The following is an 18,812-nucleotide window of genomic DNA, read 5'->3' as shown; positions in this document are numbered from 1 at the left end:
CACGAAAGAAGAACCGTGAGCGAAACGACTCTGCCGCCGGAACACGACCGCACCGAGCCGGTCGACATCCAGCAGGAGATGCAGAACTCGTACATCAACTACGCGATGAGCGTCATCGTCGGGCGAGCGTTGCCCGACGTGCGCGACGGACTGAAGCCGGTCCACATCCGCGTGCTCTACTCGATGTACGACTCCGGTTTCCGCCCGGACCGCTCGTACAACAAGTGCGCGCGCGTCGTCGGCGACGTGATGGGCAACTACCACCCGCACGGCGACTCGGCGATCTATGACGCCCTGGTGCGGCTCGCCCAGCCGTGGGCGATGCGCTACCCGTTGATCGACGGTCAGGGCAACTTCGGCTCGCCGGGCAACGACCCCGCCGCCGCCATGCGGTACACGGAGTGCCGGCTCACGCCGCTCGCCATGCACATGCTGGCGGACATCGAGGAAGAGACCGTCGACTTCCGCGACAACTACGACGGCCGCATCCAGGAGCCGACCGTCCTGCCGTCGCGCATCCCGAACCTGCTGATCAACGGCAGTTCGGGCATCGCGGTCGGCATGGCCACCAACATCCCGCCGCACAACCTCCGCGAGGTCGCCGAGGGTGTTGTGTGGGCGCTCGACAACTTCGAGGCCTCCGACGAGGAGACGCTCGAGGCGATGATCGAGCGGATCAAGGGTCCGGATTTCCCGACGTACGGCCAGATCCTCGGCACGGCCGGGATCCAGGAGGCGTACCGCACGGGTCGCGGTTCCGTGAAGATGCGTGCGGTCGTCGAGGTCGACGAGGACTCCAAGGGCCGCACGATCCTCGTCGTCACGCAGCTGCCGTACCAGGTCAACCCGGACAACCTGGTCGAGAACATCGCCGCGCTCGTCCGCGACGGCAAGCTCACCGGTATCGCGAACATCGCCGACGAGTCGAACCGCCGCAGCGGCATGCGCATCGTGGTCACGCTGAAGCGGGACGCGGTCGCGAAGGTCGTGCTGAACAACCTCTACAAGCACACCCAGCTGCAGTACTCGTTCGGCGTCAACATGCTGGCCCTGGTCGACGGCGTGCCGCGCACGCTGCGGATCGACCAGATGATCCGGCACTACGTGAAGCACCAGATCGAGGTCATCGTCCGGCGGACCCGGTTCCGCCTGCGTAAGGCCGAGGAGCGGGCCCACATCCTGCGCGGTCTGGTCAAGGCGCTGGACCAGCTGGACGCCGTGATCGCGTTGATCCGCCGGTCTGAGACCGCGGACATCGCGCGCACCGGGTTGATGGAGCTGCTCGACGTCGACGAGATCCAGGCGAACGCGATCCTGGAGATGCAGCTGCGTCGCCTGGCCGCGTTGGAACGCCAGAAGATCATCGACCAGCTGGCCGAGATCGAGCTGGAGATCGCGGACCTCAAGGACATCCTGGAGAAGCCGGAGCGGCAGCGCGCCATCGTGCGTGACGAGCTCATGGCCATTGTGGACAAGTACGGCGACGACCGGCGGACCGAGATCCTGCCGTTCGACGGCGACGTGTCCATGGAGGATCTGATCGCGGTCGAGGACGTGGTCGTCACGATCACGCGCACCGGTTACGCGAAGCGCACCAAGACCGACCTGTACCGCGCGCAGAAGCGCGGCGGCAAGGGCGTGCAGGGCGCGCAGCTCAAGCAGGACGACATCGTCCAGCACTTCTTCGTGTGCTCGACGCACGACTGGATCCTGTTCTTCACGAACAAGGGCCGCGTGTACCGCACGAAGGCCTACGAGCTGCCCGAGGCGAACCGCAACGCGCGTGGTCAGCACGTCGCGAACCTCCTCGCGTTCCAGCCCGAGGAAGAGATCGCGCAGGTCATCCAGATCAAGAACTACGAGGTCGCGCCGTACCTCGTGCTCGCCACCAAGAACGGTCTGGTCAAGAAGTCGAAGCTCTCCGACTTCGATTCCAACCGATCGGGTGGTCTTATCGGCATCAACCTGCGCGACGAGGACGAGCTGGTCGGCGCGGTGCTCTGCTCGGCCGAGGACGACCTGCTGCTGGTGTCCGCGGACGGCCAGTCGATCCGCTTCCACGCGACCGACGAGGCGCTGCGCCCGATGGGCCGGGCCACGTCAGGCGTGCTGGGCATGCGCTTCAACTCCGGTGACGAGCTGCTCTCCGTGGGCGTCGTGCAGGAGGGCCTGTTCGTTTTGGTCGCGACCGACGGTGGGTACTCGAAGCGAACGCCGATCGAGGACTACCCGGTGCAGGGCCGCGGCGGAAAGGGTGTGCTGACCATCCAGCACGACCGCCGACGTGGCAGGCTGGTCGGAGCGCTCATCGTCGACGTGGACGACGAGCTGTACGCCATCACCTCGAGCGGCGGGGTCATCCGGACCAGCGCCAAGGAGGTGCGCAAGGCGGGGCGTCAGACGAAGGGGGTGCGGCTGATGAATCTCGGCGAGGGCACCACTTTGATCGCGGTCGCACGCAACGCCGATGAGCCCAACGACGTCCCCAATGGTGAGGGGACTGCCGGCGACGGCGACCAGGCCGAATCGGCCACTGACGCGAACTGATGCGGACGAGAGGCTAAGGACAGCTCGTGACTCCACCCGAGGACCAGAAAGGTCGGGACGCGGACAAGACCGCGGTCATCACCAAGCCGAAGCAGCCGAAGCCTGACGACAAACAGGCCGAGGCGGCCTCGGGTGGAGACAAGCCTGAGCAGGTCACGAAGCCGGTGACACCGCCCGAGAAGGCGGACGACAAGACCAAAGAGGTCAAGGCGCCCGAGGCCGCCTCCCCGGCTGCCGAGGCGCCCGCTCCGGAACCCGAGCAGAAGACGGTGAAGGTCGAGAAGGCCGCCACCGTCGAGGACCAGGCCAAGTTCAACGCGTTGAAGCCGGCCACCCCGCCGGCCGAGGAGCAGGACCTGGCCGCGTCGACCCCGCCGCCGTGGCAGCGGGTGACCGCCGACGCGAACCAGCAGTACGAGGCCCCGGTCGCGTCGATCCCGCCGATCTCCGGCGTCTCGGCGGAGCCCACCTATCCGTCGACGGACCCGGACAAGGGCGGCTATCCGGCCACCGAGCCGGACACGGTGGCCGTCGCCCGCCCGGTCGTCACCGGCACCGCCGCCGCTGGCCTCGGCCTCGGCAACCGCACGTCGGTGAACCTTGGCGCGAACGGCCGCCCCACGGCCGCCGCGCCCAGCGCCCGTCGCCCAGGCCGCGGCCCGCGCCGCGCGTCGCTGCAGATCAAGCGCGTCGACCCGTGGTCGGTCCTGAAGCTGGCCCTGGTCCTCGGCGTCGCACTGTTCTTCGTGTGGCTGGTGGCGGTCGGTGTCCTGTACGGCGTCCTGCACGGCATGGGCGTCTGGGACAAGATCAACAGCACCGCGAACGACCTGCTCCAGTCTTCGGAGCCTTCCGGCGAACCGCTGATCAGCGCCGGTCGTGTGTTCGGCGTGTCGGCGATCATCGGTGCGGTCAACATCGTGTTGTTCACCGCTCTGGCGACCGTCGGTGCGTTCGTCTACAACGTGTCCGCGGACCTGGCCGGCGGCCTGGAGCTCACGCTTTCGGAGCGAGAGTGATCTAAGACCACCCGATTTGGGGGCGCGACGGGCAGTGCTGTAAGGTTCTTCCCGTTGCCCCCGAGGGCCTATAGCTCAGGCGGTTAGAGCGCTTCACTGATAATGAAGAGGTCGGAGGTTCAAGTCCTCCTAGGCCCACTCGGTTGATGGCTTCGCGTGTTCGCGGAACACGCTCACCAGAATCAACCATCGTAGTATTTTCTGGGGGCCCGAGCCCCCAGACCCCCAGCCGGGGGCAAGCCCCCGGACCCCCATCGATCGCCACCTTGGCACCGTTGTTCGGTAGGGTGGCGTGGGTTGGGGCAACAGACTTGAAGGGGTAGTTGTGAAGAAGATCATCGCGCTCGTCGCCGTCGCCGGTGCGGTTCTGTTCTTCGTCAAGCGCAGCCGTTCGGCCAAGGCTGACGCGGACCTGTGGCGCGAGGCCACCGCTCCCACGGAGTGATCACGAGGGCGGTCTGCCGCCCCCGTCAGGGGACGTAGCTCAATTGGCAGAGCACCGCCTTTGCAAGGCGGGGGTTAGGGGTTCGATTCCCCTCGTCTCCACGCGTTAGGAGGCTCGTGCTCGCGGAGAGCGCGAGCCTTTCGCGTTTCGACGGCTCGCGGCTTCGCCGCATCGCAACCTTTAGGTCCGCTTGGGCGCTGCTTGCGTCGCTTCTTGTTCTGGTGGCCACCTCGGCGGCGTTCGAGGTGGCCGTTCGCTTTGTTTAGGCCGGTTGGGTCTGGCGGTGCGGGGCCTTTCGGGCGCTTAGGAGTCGGTCTACCGACCAGGCGCCGGCGCCGGTGAAGGCGATCAGGAGGAATGCGAAGCTGTAGATGGCGGCCAGTTCGCCCTGGTTGACGATGGGGAACAGCGCCTGGGGCTGGTGCACGGAGAAGTAGGCGAAGGCCATCGACCCGGAGCTGAGCAGGGCGGCCCAGCGCGTGGCCAGACCGATCAGCACCAGCGAACCGCCGACGAGCTCGATCAGGCCCGCCGGACCGACCGGCCACGCGGTCAGGGACACCGGTGGCTTCGCTGTGAACACGCCGAAGATCTTCTGAGCGCCATGGCAGACGAACAAGAAGCCGACGACGATCCGGAACAGAGCCAGCGCGTGGTCTCTCTGATTCTCGAAGAACCGCACGGTCATGATCCTTCCAATGCAGGGGAAAGGTTCAGACCAACCTAGGGGTGGCCGGTGTAGTTCATCTATCAGAATCTGGTTGACTGTTGCCCCTATGAACCGAGCCCTGCTGCTGCCGCTGCTGGCCGCGCTCACCGCCTGCAGTCCTGAAGCGCCCCAGGCCGCCACGACGCCGACAGCGCAGCCACCTGCGAAAACGACGTCCGCGACGCCGACTGTGCCCGCGAAACCGGAGCCGGCGAAGGATGGGCCGTGTCCCTATCTGGACACGAAGTTCGTGGCGGAGGCCAACGGCCAGTTGGTACGCAAGGTCATGCTCTCGGCCGACGAGCCGCACCCGACCTGTTTCTTCTACGCCAACGCGACCGAGATCCAGCTGACCGTGCGGATCTACGTGGGCGACAAGCGGATCGCCAAGACGTTGGTCAACGAGGCGGCGGGCGCGGACGCCAGTCCGGCGACTGTGCCGGAGGGGTGGTCGGGCGGGTCGATGCCGACGCAGAGCGGCGCCGTCTACGCGGTTGCGAAAGACGGCGCCGCTGTGGTCGTGACGACGAACCAGAAGCAGACGATCAAGGCTCGGCGTATCGCGGAGACCGCGATCGGGAACCTCAAGCTCGGTTACTGAACTGGTTCCTTGACCGGTGCCTGCCCGTTGCGGGCGTAGTCCGGTTCGTCCGCCGGCGTTTCGTCGACCAGGTGAATCTCCTCGGGGCGGCGGGTGAGTGCGACGTAGCCCGCCACGCCCGCGGCGACCAGCAGGGCCAGCAGCCACGGCCAGCGGCGGCGCTTCGGAGTCTCGCCGGACAGCGACGACGCTGCCTTGCGGATCTCCTTCGCGCGGATCTTGGCGTCCTTGCGGGCGCTCTTCGCCGCCTTCCGGACCTCCTTGCGCACCTCATCGGCCCTGTTCATCAGCTCGGCGCGGGCCTTGTGGCTCTTCTTCGCCAGCCGCTTGCGTGCGCGTCGCGTCTGCTTCTCGACCTCTTCGGCCTTGCCCATCAGCAGATCGGCCTTGTCCACGAGCACGCCGCGAATCTGGTCGGTGGTCACACCACGTTCGGCGAGCTTGTGCTCAGCGGCGTGACCAGCGCGAACGACACCCTGGCGGGCCGCCTTCAAGCCGGTTCCGACCGCCTTGCCCACGGACTCACCGGCGCGGGTCATGACGTCAACCTCGTCCATCCTGTGCTCCACAAAGTTGTCGGCCAGTGATGTTGTAGAAGTACCCATCGTGCCCCTTTCTGAACATTCCCGCCTGTGATGGCACGATGGGTGCCGTGGCTGACAGCAACGAATCCTTCGTCGGGACCAACGTGACGGCGACCCTGCACACCACGCAGGGCGACATCCGACTCAATTTGTTCCCCGACCACGCCCCCAAGACGGTGGCGAACTTCGTCGGGCTCGCCGAGGGCTCGAAGGACTACAGCGAGAAGAACGCGTCCGGCAAGAACGACGGTCCGTTCTACGACGGCACCCTGTTCCACCGGGTGATCGACGGCTTCATGCTCCAGACGGGTGACCCGACCGGCACGGGCCGTGGTGGCCCCGGCTACCGGTTCGGCGACGAGTTCCACCCGGAGCTGCAGTTCAACAAGCCGTACCTGCTCGCGATGGCGAACGCCGGGCCGAACACCAACGGCTCGCAGTTCTTCATCACGGTCGCGCCCACCACCTGGCTGAACTTCAAGCACACCATCTTCGGTGAGGTGGCCGACCAGCCGTCGCGCGATGTCGTCGACGCGATCGGCAAGACGGCGACCGGCCCCGGCGACCGTCCCGTCAACGACATCAAGATCGAGAGCATCACGGTCGAGCGGGCGTGACCAACTCCCCGGTCCCACCCGGTGGGCCGGTCGGCGCGCAGCCGGAGCTTCCGGTCTGCGCACGTCATTCCGACCGGCCCACCGGCCTGCGCTGCACTCGGTGCGACCGTCCGGCCTGCCCGGACTGCCTGCGTGAGGCCTCGGTCGGCTACCAGTGCGTCGACTGCGTTCGCGAGGGCCAGCGGTCCGTGCGCCGCAAGGTGACGATCGCGGGCGCCGAGCTCAAGCGCACGGTGGTGGTCACGCCGGCACTCGTTGTGGTGAACGTCCTGGTGTTCATCGTGACGGTGTTCCAGGCGAAGAGCCTGAACGGCAACTACGCCGCACAGCTGTCGCAGGACTGGAGCCTGTATCCGCCGTTGGTCGCGGACGGCGAGTGGTGGCGGCTGGTCACGTCCGGGTTCCTGCACGACGGTCCGGCGCACCTCGCGCTGAACATGCTCGCGCTGTGGTTGCTCGGCCGGGAGCTGGAGCCGGTGCTCGGCAGGCTGCGGTACACCGGCGTGTACCTGGTGTCGCTCCTCGGGGGCAGCGCGGCGGCCTACATGTTCGGCCAGTCCTGCATCCCGGTCGTCGGAGCGTCCGGTGCCGTGTTCGGTCTGATGGGCGGCCTGCTCGCGGTGCTGCTGCGGCTCAAGCTGAGCCTGAGCCCGGTGCTCACCACCATCGGCCTCAACGTGCTCATCAGCGTGGTCGTGCCCAAGATCTCGCTGCTGGGACACCTGGGCGGCCTGGTCATCGGCGGTCTGCTGACCGCCGGGATGGTCTACCCGCCTTCGAAGAACCGCAACGCGTGGCAGGTATCCGCGGTCATCGCCGCCGTCGTACTGCTCGCCGGCGTGATCGTGCTGAGAAACGGCCAGCTGGCCGGCGTCGACGTGTTCGCGGTCGAGCTGAGCAACGGCGACATCGGCTGTGTGGAGCGCCCCTAAGGGCGCATTGCGTGCAGGACCTCGGCGACTTCTTCCGGGTCGACGCCGAGGTCCAGCTTCGTCAGCACAACCAATTGTTCTTCGGCATCCAGTTCGAGCGTCCGCGTCTCACGGCCGAGCCGGCGCGTGTGCGTCAGGCGGACCTTCACCCGGTGCCACGGCAGGTGCCGCGAGCCGAACAGGCCGCGCACCGTCATGCCCGTGTCGTCGGCGAAGAGGCGCGGGCGGGCCACCGAACCGTAGGCCGCGAGGTAGCTGACCAGCACCGCGGCCAGTCCCAGCAGGAGCCGGCCCGCGTTGTCGTTCGCGAGGAACGCGGCCAGCGCGAGCAGCACCGCGAGCGCCCATCCGGCGGCGACGGCCGGGGCTGGAGTCGACCAGGAGCGAGTCACACCGTCGAGTGTCCCTTATCGAAATGTGCACAACCGAAGCGCCGGACCGGGGCTTGTGCATTTTCTCGCAAAGTTGTCCACAGGAGTTGTCCCCAGTGGGGATGACTTACAGCGTTGTGCTTCGGTGACGCTCGGATGAACGGGGTAAACCGCAGGCGAACAAAGGTCGGCCCGGACGAGTGGACGTCCGGGCCGACCCTTTACAACAGGTGAGCGGGGGCTAGCGCCACCGCATGGTCATCAACAGACCGATGATCATCAAAGCGAAGCCGATGGCGAAGTTCCACGGGCCCAGGGCCAGCATGAACGGGATCTTCTCGGCCGCGATGTAGTTGACCACCAGCCACGCGAGACCGAGCAGCATCATGCCGAGCATGATGGCGATGTAGACCGGGTGGGACGGGCCTGCCGCCTTGACCTTGACCGGCGTACGGCGGTCAGTGGGTGCGGTGTAGACCGCCTTCTTCCGGACCTTGGACTTGGGCATGCTGTCCTCGCCTGACGTGGATCCCTGTGTGACGCAAGTTTACGTCCACTACTGGATGAACACGTTAACGTAGCCGAAGTGGTCAGCGAACCACCACGTAGACCTGGTCCGTTCACATTGCGCCCGGAGGTTCTCAGGTGAGCTCGGGACCCCACCAGCCGCCTCCGCGGCGACCGGCTCCCCGTCGTGACGACCTGCAGCGACTTCGCGGTGATACCCCGCCGCCGCCCGACGCGGACGCGACGCAGTACACGAACGCGGTGTCCGGCAGCCTGCCGCCGCCCCCGCCGCGCAGGCCGATGCCTCCGCCGCCACTGCGACGCGAGCTCCAGGCACCACGGCCGCAGCCGCGCCCCCGTCCTCGCCCGGTCGATCCACCGACCGAGGTGATCCCGCGCGTCGAGGACGACTACGACGACGACTATTACGACGACGAGTACTACGAAGAAGAGGAGAACACGCCACCGCCGGACGGTCCGCTGCGCAAGACCGTGCGCGCCGTCGGCGAGCTCCTCATCACGGCCGGCCTCGTCGTGCTGCTGTTCGTCGTCTACGAGGTCTACGTGACCGACTTGATCTCGGCGGGCATGCAGGAGGACGCGACGCTGGCCCTGGACAAGGAATGGGGCTCGAACACCGTCGCCGAGCCGCCGGACCCGCAGCGCCACCAGAAGCTGAACCTCATCGAGGGCAAGGCGTTCGCGAAGATCTACATCCCGGTCTTCGGACCCGACTGGGGCTTCTCGATCGTCGAGGGCACCACCGACAAGCACCTGGAGATCGGTCCCGGGCACTACATCGGCACCGCGCTGCCGGGCGACAACGGCAACTTCGCGGTCGCCGGCCACCGCGTCGGCAAGGGCGCCCCGTTCAACGACCTCGACCTGCTGTCGTCCTGCAACGCGATCGTCGTCGAGACGCAGACCGAGTGGTTCGTGTACCGGGTCCTGCCGATGCGCGACGAGGTCGCGGGCTGGGCCGAGGGCAAGGCGAAGAGCCAGCCGTGCCAGGGAATCGCGCCGCTGTCGACCACGCTCGGCGAGGCCTACTCGAAGACCGTCGGCCAGGAGATCGTCGCGCCCACCCAGGGCGAGGTGATCAGCCCGGTGCCGCACGTCGTCGGCCAGCAGCCGCCGCTCGAGAAGCAGGCGAAGCTGATGACGCTGACGACGTGCCACCCGCGGTTCTCGGACCGGCAGCGGCTCATCGTGCACGCCGTGATGACGCAGTCGTACCCCAAGAAGGACGGGTTCGTGCCGCCAGAGATGAAGGAGCAGTAGATGTACGGGTGGATCTGGCGGCACCTGCCCGGCCCGCTCTACCTCCGGATCGCCGAGGCCGTGGTGCTCGTGCTGGGGGTCGTGGCGCTGCTGATGTTCGTGGTGTTCCCGTGGGCGGAGCCGAAGCTGCCCTTCAACAACGTAACGACCCCGACGAACTGATTCGCTTTGAGTGACCGAATGCGTTGAGTCACGGTCTGAATCCGGGTAGTGTCAGGAGCCGGGGATGGGGGGAGGCTTCTGGGGGTTCGCTGCTCGATGCAGCTCACTTTGCCGAACCTTTCCTGACGTGTATTCACAATTAACGTTGGGGCGGTTTCATGATTGCTCGAAATAGTCTGGGGTTGGTCGCAGGAGCGGCGATTGCGCTGGTCGGACTGGGGGTGACTCCGGCCGTTGCGGCGACGCCAAGGCCGCTGTACTGCCCAGACAACGCGTCCTGCGTCTATCAGAACAATGTGACTGTCCTGGTCATCCCAGGCGGAGCTCGCCCAGGCGAGTGCTTCAACACTGACAAGTGGGTCAATGGAATGAAGAACAACGCACCCCAATACCAGCGGGTGTGGTCTGCTCCCAACTGTCGGGGTAGCAACCAGCTTGTCAGTCCATTTTCGGAGTGGACCGACTATAACGGCGGAATTTACTTCAGTGTGGGCGGATACTGACCCCATCCACGCCAACGAGGTCTAGGACCGCGACACCCGAGTCATCTCGTCGCGGTCCACGACCTTGATCCGCTCCCGGCCCTCGGCCGCACCGAGCGCGACCTCGTGCGCGTCCAGTTTCAGCCAGCCCTCGTTGGTGGTGAACGGAATCGCGCGCTGCTCGAGGAACTGCACGATCGCCTCGGGTGAACGGAAAGGCGCCGGCGGCAGCTCGTCCTCCAGCAGGCTGGTGATCGTCTCCAGCGCGTCGCCCTTGGTGTGCCCGATCAGGCCGATCGGGCCACGTTTGATCCAGCCCGTGACGTAGACGCCCGGCATCGGCACCTCGTCGAGGTCGAGCACGCGACCGGCGGCGTGCGGGACGGTGCCGGACTGGTGGTCGAACGGGATGTCCGCCAGGTGCGTGGAGAGGTAGCCGACCGCGCGGTACACGGCCTGGACGTCCCAGTCGGTGAACTCGCCGGTGCCGCGGACGTTGCCGGTGCCGTCGAGCTCCATGCGCTCGGTGCGCAGGCCGGTGACGTGTTCGTCGCCGAGCACCTCGGCCGGTGCCTCCAGGAAGTGCAGGTGCAGCCGGCGCGGCCGGTTGCCGACGTCGCGGATCGCCCACTCCTGCAGCGTCTTCACGATCATCTCGACCTGCTTGTTCGACCGGATCGCCGCCATCGACGCCTCGTCGAACTCGATGCCCTCGGCGTGGACGATCACCTCGACGTTCGGCGAGTGGTCGAGCTCGCGCAGCTCCAGCGGCGTGAACTTCGCCTGCGCCGGGCCACGTCGGCCGAACACGTGCACGTCGGTCACGGGCGAGGTTCGCAGGCCCTCGTAGACGTTGGCCGGGATCTCGGTGACGAGCAGCTCGTCCGCGGTCTTCGCGAGGATGCGTGCGACATCGAGCGCCACGTTGCCGACGCCGAGCACGGCGACCTTCTCGGCGGTCAGCGGCCACTCGCGCGGCACGTCCGGGTGGCCGTCGTACCAGGAGACGAAGTCCGCGGCGCCGAAGCTGCCCGGCAGCTCGATACCGGGGATGTCGAGGGCGCGGTCGGTGGAGGCGCCGGTCGAGAAGATCACCGCGTCGTAGAACTGACGCAGGTCGTCGAGCTTGAGGTCGATGCCGTACTGGACGTTGCCGAAGAACCGCACCTGCGGCTTGTCCAGCACCTTCTGCAGCGCGGTGACGATGCCCTTGATGCGCGGGTGGTCCGGCGCGACGCCGTAGCGGACCAGGCCGTAGGGCGCCGGGAGCTGCTCGAACAGGTCGATGCTCACGTCGACGTCGGACTTGGTCAGGATGTCGGCGGCGTACACACCGGCAGGACCGGCACCGACAACGGCAACACGCAGGCTCATGGCATCTATTTTAGGTGAGCCTAACCTGACCTTTCGCATGAGCTAACTCACTGGCCCATCAAGTGGGAACAGCTAGGCTCCTGGTCATGCGCGTGCTGGTGGTCGACAACTACGACAGCTTCGTCTACAACCTCGTCCAGTACCTGGCCCAGCTCGGTGCCGAGTGCGTGGTGCGGCGCAACGACGCCGTCGAGCTGGACGAGATCGACGAGTTCGGTGGCGTGCTCGTCAGCCCCGGCCCCAGCACTCCGGATCGCGCGGGCCGCAGCATGGACGTCATCCGCCGCTGCCGGGACACGGGCAAGCCGGTGTTCGGCGTGTGCCTCGGCCACCAGGCGATCGGCGCGGTGTGGGGCGGCACGGTCGACCGCGCGCCGGAACTGTTGCACGGCAAGACGAGCATCGTGCACCACAACGGTCACGGTGTGCTCGCCGGTGTGCCGGACCCCTTCATCGCGACGCGCTACCACTCGCTGACCGTGCTGCCCGAGACGATCCCGGACGAGTTCGAGGTCACCGGGAAGACCGACACCGGCATCGTGATGGCCATGCGGCACAAGGAACTTCCGGTCGAGGGTGTGCAGTTCCACCCCGAGTCGGTGCTCACCGACGGCGGCCACCGGATGCTCGCCAACTGGCTGAAGGTGTGCGGGTTCGACGTTCCCGAGGCGACCGTCGCGCACCTCGAGAGCGGCATGCGCATCCTGGCAGCGGCGGCGAAGCAGTAAGACCAGTAATACGAAAAAGGGGCGGCTCGGAGGCCGCCCCTTTCGCTTGCTACGTAGTCGGCGGTATGCCGATCCCGCGTTCACCGATGGTGATCGTCACCGTGGAGCCCTTGCCGATCGACGCACCCTTCTGCGGGTTCTGCGCCTGAACCTTGCCCACCTGGTCCTGGTCCGTGGTCGACACCTTCTGCACGTTCAGGTTGCCGTTCCAGCCCAGTTCCTTGAGCTTGTTCTTCGCCTGCGTCTCGGTGAGGCCCGTCAGGTCGGGCATCTCGATCTGGTTGCCCTTCGAGACGTTGATCGTCACCGCCGAACCCTTGGCGGCACGGCCACCCGGCGGGTTCTGCGAGACGACCTCACCGGCCGGCTTGGCGTTGTCCACCTGGTTGACGGTCACGGTGAAGTCGGCGAGCTTCGTCTTCGCCTCGTCCTCCTGGAGGCCGACGACGTTCGGCAGGGGGATCTTCTCGGGCGCCTTGCCGAGCTTGATCTTCACCTCGCTGCCCTTGCCCGCCTTGATGCCGGCCGCGGGAACCTGCTCGGCGACCTTGCCGACCTTCGTCTCGTCTTCGACCTCGACCTGCTGCGGGTCCTGGACGAGCTTGAAGCCGTCCTTCTCCAGGATCGTCTGCGCCTCGGCAGGCGACTTGTTCGTCACGTCCGGCACCGGCACCTGCTCAGGGCTGGAACCGACCTTCAGAGTGATCTTGGAGCGCTTTGCGACCTGGGTGCCTTCAGCGGGGTCGGTGTCGATCACCTTGCCGACGTCGTCGGGACCGCAGGGCGCGCCGGCGGTCGGTGTCGCGGTGCACTGGACGTTGACCAGGGTCCAGTTCAGATCCTTGGCGATCAGGTCCTTCTGCGCGACGCTCGTCTCCTTGCCCTTCAACGAGGGCACGGTGACCTTTTCGCCGCCGGAGCTGCCGCTGTTCATCAGCGACGTGGTGATCCACGCGGCCAGCGCGAGGACGGCGATGCACAGCGCGACGACCACGCCGATCATGATCGCCTTCTTGCGCCGCGCGCGGCGCTCCTCTTCCTCGTCGGCCAGCGGGTCGTAGTCGTCGTCCGGCTCGGAACGCAGCGACGAGGGGCGGTGTCTGCCACCGCCCGACGGGACGACCTGCGTGCGCGGGGACGACTGCTGGTTCATCACCGCGGTGCGGTCCTCGGCCGTCATCACGGCCGGCGCGGACGGGCGCTGGCCGGACAGCACGCGCACCAGGTCCGCGCGCATCTCGGCGGCCGACTGGTAGCGGTTGGCCGGGCCCTTCGCCATCGCCTTGAGCACGATGGCGTCCAGCTGCGGCGAGACCTTGGGGTTGAGCGACGACGGCGGCTTCGGGTCTTCCCGCACGTGCTGGTACGCGACCGCGACGGGGGAGTCGCCGGTGAACGGCGGCTCGCCGGTCAGCAGTTCGAACAGCACGCAGCCCGCGGCGTAGACGTCGGACCGGGCGTCGACGGACTCACCGCGCGCCTGCTCCGGCGAGAGGTACTGGGCGGTGCCGATCACCGCGGCGGTCTGCGTGACGGCGGCCTGGCCGTCGTGCACGGCGCGCGCGATGCCGAAGTCCATCACCTTCACCGCGCCGGACCGCGTGATCATCACGTTCGCGGGCTTCACGTCGCGGTGCACGATGCCGTGGCGGTGGCTGAAGTCCAGTGCGGCGGAGACGTCCGCCATGACCTCGCACGCACGCTTGCCGGTCAGCGGGCCCTGCGTCTTGACGATGTCGCGCAGCGTCCGGCCGTCGACGAACTCCATGACGATGTAGGGCAGGGGGCCGTACTCGGTCTGCGTCTCGCCGGTGTCGTAGACGGCGACGATGGCCGGGTGGTTCAGGGCGGCGGAGTTCTGCGCCTCACGGCGGAATCGTTCCTGGAACTGGGCGTCGCGGGCGAGGTCGGCACGCAGCACCTTGATCGCCACGTCTCTGCCGAGACGAACGTCCCGGCCCTTGTGGACCTCGGACATACCGCCGTAGCCGAGGGTCTCACCCAGTTCGTAGCGGTTGGAGAGCAGTCGCGGAGTGCTCATCGGTGCTTCGTCCCGCTCCTCGTCAACGGTGTTCCCAACTCGGTCTCGGTCATCATCGCGGTACGCACGTCACCTTCACCTGCGTCCCCACAGCGAGGTCGCCCGTCGGTGCGATGGCGGTGACCTGACATCGCTTCAGGTCACCGGGCGTGGCGCCCTGTGGGGTCTGCACACGCGGCTCCAGTTCGTAGTCGGCCAGCTTCGCCTTGACCTCGTCGCCCATGAGACCGATGAAGTCGTCCTCGTTGATCCGGACGGCCTTCGCGGGAATACGGTCCGCCGAATCCGCCTGTGCCGACTGGGATGTGCTCGCCGGCGCGCTGGACGGTTGTTCGGACGTCTTCCCGGCGGTGAGCTTCCAGGCCAACACCACGCCGAGAAGCAGCAACAGGGCCGCCAGGACAGCGACCATAACCCACTGCCCTACCCGGTTGCGCCCCGGTTGGGCAGGCATGTGCGGCGGTGGGCGGAACGTGCCCGTGTGGGCGGCTCCCACCGGTCCGGTCGGTTGCGGTGGCTGGACAGGCTGGATCCCCGGCCTCGTGCCGGGGTGGGCGGCGGGCATCTGCGGTATGGGCAGGGGCATGGACTGCTGCACCTGCTGCGCCACGAGCAGACCCGAAGGCGTCGGCAGCGGCTGGCCGACCCGCACCGCGCTCACCGCCGCGGCGAACTCGCCGCCGTTGCGGTAGCGCTGCCGCGGGTCCTTGACCAGCGTCGCCTCGATCAACGCCCGCGCGCCCGGAGGCACGTCGGGCGGCAGCGGCGGGGCCATGTCGCGGATGTGCATCATCGCGACCGTCACCGCGTTCTCCGACAGGAACGGCCGGTGGCCGGCCAGGCATTCGTAGCCGCACACCGCGAGCGAGTACACGTCGCTCGCCGGTTCGGCCTCGTTGCCCAGCGCCTGCTCGGGAGCGATGTAGTGCGCGGTGCCCATGACCATGCCCTGCCGCGTCACGGGTGCCGCGTCGGCCGCCTTCGCGATGCCGAAGTCGGTGATCTTCACCTTGCCGGACGGCGTGATGAGGATGTTGCCGGGCTTGACGTCCCGGTGCACCAGCCCGCGTTCGTGCGCGGCGTTGAGCGCGTTCCCGGTCTGCTCCAACAGGTCCAGCGTGACGTCTGCGGAGAGCCGGCCGCGCGCGATGATCCCCGCGAGCGGTTCGCCCTCGACCAGTTCCATGACGAGGTACGCGGTGTCCTCCGGCCCGTCCGGCACCGACGCCGTCTCGCCGTAGTCGTGCACCGCGGCGATTCCGGGGTGATTCAACGACGCGGTCATCCGCGCCTCGGTGCGAAAGCGGTGCAGGAACTCGGGGTCGCCGCTGAGCTCGGCCTTGAGCACCTTGACCGCGACCTTGCGGTCGAGCCGGGTGTCCGCGGCCTCCCAGACCTCGCCCATGCCACCGACCGCGATCCGCCTGCTGAGACGGTAGCGGTCGGCTAGCAGTTGGCCGGAAGTCAGCATTTCCGCATCAGCGCCCCAGGTAGGCGCCGATGACGGCACGACCGATCGGGGCGGCGACCTTGCCACCGGTGGCACCCAGACCGCGGTCGCCGCCGTCCTCGACGATCACCGCGACGGCGATGGTCGGGTCCTGCGCAGGCGCGAACGCCACATACCAGGCGTGCGGCTTGGTCTTCAGCGCGTCCTCACCGTGCTCGGCGGTACCGGTCTTGGACGCGATCTGCACGTTCTGCAGCCTGCCCTCGCCACCGGTGTTGATCTCCGACTGGATCATCATGTCGCGCAGCGTCGCGGCGTTCTCCGCGCTCATCGCCCGCTCGACCTGATCCGGGTCGATCTCGTCGATCGGCGACAGGTCCGGTCCGAGGATCTTCGTCACCAGCTGCGGCTGCATCCGCTTGCCGCCGTTGGCGATCGTCGCGGCGACCACCGCGTTCTGCAGCGGCGTGAACCGCACGTCACGCTGGCCGATACCGCTCTGGTACAGCGAGGGCTCGTCCGACATCGGGCCGAGGGTCGACGCGGCCACCGGCAGCGGGACGTTCGAACCCTTGTCGTCGATGCCGAACTTCTCCGCCTGCTTGCGCAGCTTGTCCACGCCCAGCTGGCCGGCGAGCTCGGCGAACGCCGTGTTGCACGACTTCGCGAGCGCGTTGATCAGCGTGGTCGTCGTGCCGTCGCCGCACGGGCTGTTGTTGAAGTTGGGCAGTGGTGTCTGCGTCCCCGGCAGGATGATCGACGGCGCGCCGGTGAACGTCGAGTCCTTCGTCTTGCCGTCCTCGAGTGCGGCCGCTGTCACGAGCAGCTTGGCCGTCGAGCCCGGCGGGTAGATCGCGGACGTCGCGCGGTTCATCAGCGGGTTGCCGTTGTCCTTGGCGGTGAGGCCCTTCCACGCCACGGCCTGCTCGTCGCCGTCGTGGCTGGCGAGCGGGTTCGGGTCGTAGGACGGCGTGCTGACCATCGCGAGGATCTCGCCGGTCTTCGGGTTCATCGCGACGACCGACCCGGTGAAGTTCTTCCTGGTCAGCTGGTCGTACGCGATCTGCTGCACCTTCGGCACGATGCTCAGCTGCACCGACGCGCCCACCGGGTCGCGCCCGGTGATCAGCGCCGACACACGGCGCGCGAACAGCCGGTCGTCCGAGCCGTTGAGCAGGTCGTTCTCGGTGCGCTCGAGCCCGGAAGTGCCGTACGTGACGGAGAAGTAGCCGGTCACCGGCGCGTACACCGCGCCGTTCGGGTACTTGCGCAGGAACTTCAGCCGGTCGTCGGTCTCCTGCACCTCGGCGAGCGGCGTGCCGTCGGCGGCGATGATCATGCCGCGCTTGCGGGAGTACTCGTCGAGCAGGACGCGCCGGTTGCGGGGGTCCTTGCGGTAGTCGTCGGCGTTGATCACCTGTACCCAGGTGGCGTTGCCGAGCAACAACAGGATCATCGCCATCATGGCGAGACCCACGCGGCGGAGCGGTGTGTTCATTTCGGACGCTCCACCATGACCGTGTGCTGGTCGGCGATCGCCGGCTGCGGCAACTTCGGCTTCGCGACGACCTTCGGGCCGCGCGCCGCGTCGGAGATCCGCAGCAGCAACGCCACGAGGATGTAGTTCGCCAGCAGCGACGAGCCACCGGCTGACAGGAACGGCGCGGTGATACCCGTCATCGGGATCAGCTTCGTCACGCCGCCGACGATGATGAAGACCTGAAAGCAGACGGCGAACGCGAGGCCGCCGCCGAGCAGCTTGCCGAAGCTGTCGCGCACCGCGATCGCACTGCGCAGGCCGCGCAGCGCGAAGATCATGTAGATCAGCAGCAGCGCGGCGAATCCGACGAAGCCCAGCTCCTCACCGATCACCGCGGTGATGAAGTCGGTGTTGGACTCCGGGATCATCTCCGGCCGGCCCGCGCCGAGGCCCGCACCGCCGATGCCGCCGGTGCCGAGCGCGAACAGTGACTGGGCGATCTGGTAGCCCTTGTCGTTGTAGTCCGCGAACGGGTCGACCCAGTTCGCCACGCGGATCTGCACGTGGGAGAACAGCTTCCACGCGATGACCGCGCCGCCGGAGAACATGATCAGGCCGAGCACCACCCACGCGGCGCGTTCGGTGGCCACGTAGAGCAGCACGAGCACGATGCCGAAGAACAGCAGCGAGGACCCGAGGTCCTTCTGCAGCACCATGACCGCGACCGTGACGCCCCACGCGGCGAACAGCGGGCCGAGGTCGCGGGCGCGCGGCAGGTCCATGCCCAGCACTCGGCGCCCGGCGGCGGTGAACAGGTCGCGCTTCGAGACCAGGAACGCCGCGAAGAAGACCATCAGCAGGATCTTCGCGAACTCACCCGGCTGGATGGAGAGCGGACCGACCCGCAGCCAGATCTTCGCGCCGTTGATCGTCGGCGCGATGAACCCGGGCAGCACACCGGGCAGCAGCAACGCGACCAGGCCGAGCAGACCGAACGTGTAGCCGTACCGCGCCAGCGTGCGGTGGTCGGAGAGGAACTTCAGCACGGCGGCGAACAGCGACAGCGCGATCGCGGTCCAGACGACCTGCTTGAACGCGACCGGGTCCCACGTCGTGCCGTCGTCGAAGACGGTGTCCTTCTGCGCCAGGTCGATCCGATGGATCATCACCAGGCCGAGACCGTTGAGCAGCGCGACGCACGGCAGGATCGCCGGGTCCGCGTACGGCGCCCACCTGCGCACCGCGAGGTGCGCGAGGGCGAACAGCGCCAGATACGCGAGCCCCAGGTAGACGATCCGCATCGTCAGCGCCCGCTCCTGGTTCAGCTCGACCAGGATCAGCGCCAGCGTGACCAGACCGGCCGCGAACGCCAGCATCACCAGCTCGGTGCCGCGCTTGGTAGGCGCCTTCAGCCCTGGCGACGTGCTGGTCGCCGCCGATCCGACTGGCGTGCCTTCCCCGACGGGGATGGGCGAACCCATC

17 protein-coding genes, 2 tRNA genes and 1 pseudogene are annotated in these 18,812 nt (G+C 67.5%); 11 read left to right on the top strand and 9 right to left on the bottom strand.

Going from position 1 to position 18,812, the window contains the following annotated elements:
* Nucleotides 1–15: 15 nt before the first annotated feature.
* The 5 genes and pseudogenes from gyrA (at nt 16) to QSK35_RS24045 (ending at nt 4,112) form a co-directional block, all read left to right on the top strand.
* Nucleotides 16–2,547 carry a DNA gyrase subunit A gene (gyrA, locus tag QSK35_RS24065; protein WP_285749710.1) on the top strand — a complete coding sequence of 844 codons (2,532 nt, stop codon included), beginning with the start codon at nt 16–18 and terminating at the stop codon, nt 2,545–2,547.
* A gap of 26 nt (nt 2,548–2,573) precedes the next feature.
* Complete coding sequence (locus QSK35_RS24060) at nt 2,574–3,566, top strand: DUF3566 domain-containing protein (RefSeq protein WP_502881705.1); 993 nt, start codon at nt 2,574–2,576, stop codon at nt 3,564–3,566.
* Nucleotides 3,567–3,630: 64 nt separating this feature from the next.
* Nucleotides 3,631–3,704 (top strand) — tRNA-Ile (locus tag QSK35_RS24055).
* A 187-nt stretch (nt 3,705–3,891) separates the two neighbouring features.
* Nucleotides 3,892–4,008, top strand: a pseudogene (locus QSK35_RS24050) (DLW-39 family protein); the annotation flags it as partial.
* A gap of 31 nt (nt 4,009–4,039) precedes the next feature.
* Nucleotides 4,040–4,112: transfer RNA gene (locus QSK35_RS24045), tRNA-Ala, on the top strand.
* A gap of 161 nt (nt 4,113–4,273) precedes the next feature.
* On the opposite strand, the gene QSK35_RS24040 is transcribed toward QSK35_RS24045, so the two are convergent.
* Entirely contained in the window at nt 4,274–4,699 is a 426-nt protein-coding gene (locus tag QSK35_RS24040) for a DoxX family protein (protein WP_285749709.1), read from the bottom strand.
* A gap of 88 nt (nt 4,700–4,787) precedes the next feature.
* Between QSK35_RS24040 and QSK35_RS24035 the strand changes: the two genes are divergently transcribed.
* On the top strand, nt 4,788–5,321 hold the full coding sequence (locus QSK35_RS24035; protein WP_285749708.1) for a DUF2020 domain-containing protein: 534 nt from the start codon (nt 4,788–4,790) through the stop codon (nt 5,319–5,321).
* On the opposite strand, the gene QSK35_RS24030 is transcribed toward QSK35_RS24035, so the two are convergent.
* The gene (locus tag QSK35_RS24030; protein ID WP_285749707.1) at nt 5,315–5,878 is read right to left on the bottom strand and encodes a hypothetical protein; all 564 of its coding nucleotides are present in this window, start codon (nt 5,876–5,878) and stop codon (nt 5,315–5,317) included. The genes QSK35_RS24035 and QSK35_RS24030 overlap by 7 nt on opposite strands.
* A gap of 86 nt (nt 5,879–5,964) precedes the next feature.
* On the opposite strand from QSK35_RS24030, the gene QSK35_RS24025 reads away from it, so the two are divergent.
* Together QSK35_RS24025 and QSK35_RS24020 are read left to right on the top strand one after the other, a co-directional pair.
* Nucleotides 5,965–6,522: a peptidylprolyl isomerase gene (locus tag QSK35_RS24025; protein WP_285749706.1), complete on the top strand. Its 558-nt coding sequence runs from the start codon at nt 5,965–5,967 to the stop codon at nt 6,520–6,522.
* A complete protein-coding gene (locus QSK35_RS24020) occupies nt 6,519–7,454 on the top strand; it encodes a rhomboid family intramembrane serine protease (RefSeq protein ID WP_285749705.1) in 936 nt (311 codons plus the stop codon). The genes QSK35_RS24025 and QSK35_RS24020 overlap by 4 nt, the downstream gene beginning before the upstream one ends.
* On the opposite strand, the gene QSK35_RS24015 is transcribed toward QSK35_RS24020, so the two are convergent.
* A complete protein-coding gene (locus QSK35_RS24015) occupies nt 7,451–7,846 on the bottom strand; it encodes a PH domain-containing protein (protein WP_285749704.1) in 396 nt (131 codons plus the stop codon). The genes QSK35_RS24020 and QSK35_RS24015 overlap by 4 nt on opposite strands.
* 220 nt (nt 7,847–8,066) lie before the next feature.
* Nucleotides 8,067–8,333 carry a cell division protein CrgA gene (gene crgA, locus QSK35_RS24010; protein WP_285749703.1) on the bottom strand — a complete coding sequence of 89 codons (267 nt, stop codon included), beginning with the start codon at nt 8,331–8,333 and terminating at the stop codon, nt 8,067–8,069.
* Nucleotides 8,334–8,470: 137 nt separating this feature from the next.
* Here crgA and QSK35_RS24005 point away from each other — a divergent pair, with 137 nt between their 5' ends.
* Together QSK35_RS24005 and QSK35_RS24000 are read left to right on the top strand one after the other, a co-directional pair.
* Nucleotides 8,471–9,613 carry a class E sortase gene (locus QSK35_RS24005; protein ID WP_285749702.1) on the top strand — a complete coding sequence of 381 codons (1,143 nt, stop codon included), beginning with the start codon at nt 8,471–8,473 and terminating at the stop codon, nt 9,611–9,613.
* On the top strand, nt 9,614–9,775 hold the full coding sequence (locus QSK35_RS24000) for a hypothetical protein (protein ID WP_285749701.1): 162 nt from the start codon (nt 9,614–9,616) through the stop codon (nt 9,773–9,775).
* A 524-nt stretch (nt 9,776–10,299) separates the two neighbouring features.
* Here the strand turns inward: QSK35_RS24000 and QSK35_RS23995 are convergent.
* Nucleotides 10,300–11,631: an FAD-dependent oxidoreductase gene (locus QSK35_RS23995; RefSeq protein ID WP_285749700.1), complete on the bottom strand. Its 1,332-nt coding sequence runs from the start codon at nt 11,629–11,631 to the stop codon at nt 10,300–10,302.
* Between the two features lie 86 nt (nt 11,632–11,717).
* Between QSK35_RS23995 and QSK35_RS23990 the strand changes: the two genes are divergently transcribed.
* Complete coding sequence (locus tag QSK35_RS23990) at nt 11,718–12,359, top strand: aminodeoxychorismate/anthranilate synthase component II (RefSeq protein ID WP_285749699.1); 642 nt, start codon at nt 11,718–11,720, stop codon at nt 12,357–12,359.
* A 49-nt stretch (nt 12,360–12,408) separates the two neighbouring features.
* Here QSK35_RS23990 and pknB read toward each other — a convergent pair whose 3' ends face one another.
* Genes pknB through QSK35_RS23970 form a run of 4 tightly spaced genes read right to left on the bottom strand, consistent with a single transcriptional unit; the run spans nt 12,409 to nt 18,811 of the window.
* Complete coding sequence (gene pknB / locus QSK35_RS23985; RefSeq protein ID WP_285749698.1) at nt 12,409–14,400, bottom strand: Stk1 family PASTA domain-containing Ser/Thr kinase; 1,992 nt, start codon at nt 14,398–14,400, stop codon at nt 12,409–12,411.
* A 52-nt stretch (nt 14,401–14,452) separates the two neighbouring features.
* Complete coding sequence (locus QSK35_RS23980) at nt 14,453–15,871, bottom strand: serine/threonine-protein kinase (RefSeq protein WP_285749697.1); 1,419 nt, start codon at nt 15,869–15,871, stop codon at nt 14,453–14,455.
* Nucleotides 15,872–15,878: 7 nt separating this feature from the next.
* Nucleotides 15,879–17,348, bottom strand: a complete 1,470-nt coding sequence (locus QSK35_RS23975) for a peptidoglycan D,D-transpeptidase FtsI family protein (protein ID WP_285749696.1) — start codon at nt 17,346–17,348, stop codon at nt 15,879–15,881.
* The gene (locus QSK35_RS23970) at nt 17,345–18,811 is read right to left on the bottom strand and encodes an FtsW/RodA/SpoVE family cell cycle protein (protein WP_285749695.1); all 1,467 of its coding nucleotides are present in this window, start codon (nt 18,809–18,811) and stop codon (nt 17,345–17,347) included. Before QSK35_RS23970 ends, QSK35_RS23975 begins: the two co-directional genes overlap by 4 nt.
* Nucleotide 18,812: the final 1 nt, after the last annotated feature.

The sequence above is a fragment of the Lentzea sp. NBRC 105346 genome (genome assembly GCF_030269605.1).
In the GTDB taxonomy this organism is placed as follows: Bacteria; Actinomycetota; Actinomycetes; order Mycobacteriales; family Pseudonocardiaceae; genus Lentzea.
This window is presented reverse-complemented; position numbering and strand designations above follow the sequence as displayed.

What these genes read in the sequence shown, in the direction of transcription:
- QSK35_RS24040 (WP_285749709.1), bottom strand. Translation starts at nt 4,699, where the DNA reads ATGACCGTGCGGTTCTTCGAGAATCAGAGAGACCACGCGCTGGCTCTG.
- QSK35_RS24035 (WP_285749708.1), top strand. Translation starts at nt 4,788, where the DNA reads ATGAACCGAGCCCTGCTGCTGCCGCTGCTGGCCGCGCTCACCGCCTGC.
- QSK35_RS24030 (WP_285749707.1), bottom strand. Translation starts at nt 5,878, where the DNA reads ATGGACGAGGTTGACGTCATGACCCGCGCCGGTGAGTCCGTGGGCAAG.
- QSK35_RS24025 (WP_285749706.1), top strand. Translation starts at nt 5,965, where the DNA reads ATGGGTGCCGTGGCTGACAGCAACGAATCCTTCGTCGGGACCAACGTG.
- crgA (WP_285749703.1), bottom strand. Translation starts at nt 8,333, where the DNA reads ATGCCCAAGTCCAAGGTCCGGAAGAAGGCGGTCTACACCGCACCCACT.
- QSK35_RS24000 (WP_285749701.1), top strand. Translation starts at nt 9,614, where the DNA reads ATGTACGGGTGGATCTGGCGGCACCTGCCCGGCCCGCTCTACCTCCGG.
- QSK35_RS23995 (WP_285749700.1), bottom strand. Translation starts at nt 11,631, where the DNA reads ATGAGCCTGCGTGTTGCCGTTGTCGGTGCCGGTCCTGCCGGTGTGTAC.
- QSK35_RS23990 (WP_285749699.1), top strand. Translation starts at nt 11,718, where the DNA reads ATGCGCGTGCTGGTGGTCGACAACTACGACAGCTTCGTCTACAACCTC.
- pknB (WP_285749698.1), bottom strand. Translation starts at nt 14,400, where the DNA reads ATGAGCACTCCGCGACTGCTCTCCAACCGCTACGAACTGGGTGAGACC.
- QSK35_RS23980 (WP_285749697.1), bottom strand. Translation starts at nt 15,871, where the DNA reads ATGCTGACTTCCGGCCAACTGCTAGCCGACCGCTACCGTCTCAGCAGG.
- QSK35_RS23975 (WP_285749696.1), bottom strand. Translation starts at nt 17,348, where the DNA reads ATGAACACACCGCTCCGCCGCGTGGGTCTCGCCATGATGGCGATGATC.
- QSK35_RS23970 (WP_285749695.1), bottom strand. Translation starts at nt 18,811, where the DNA reads ATGGGTTCGCCCATCCCCGTCGGGGAAGGCACGCCAGTCGGATCGGCG.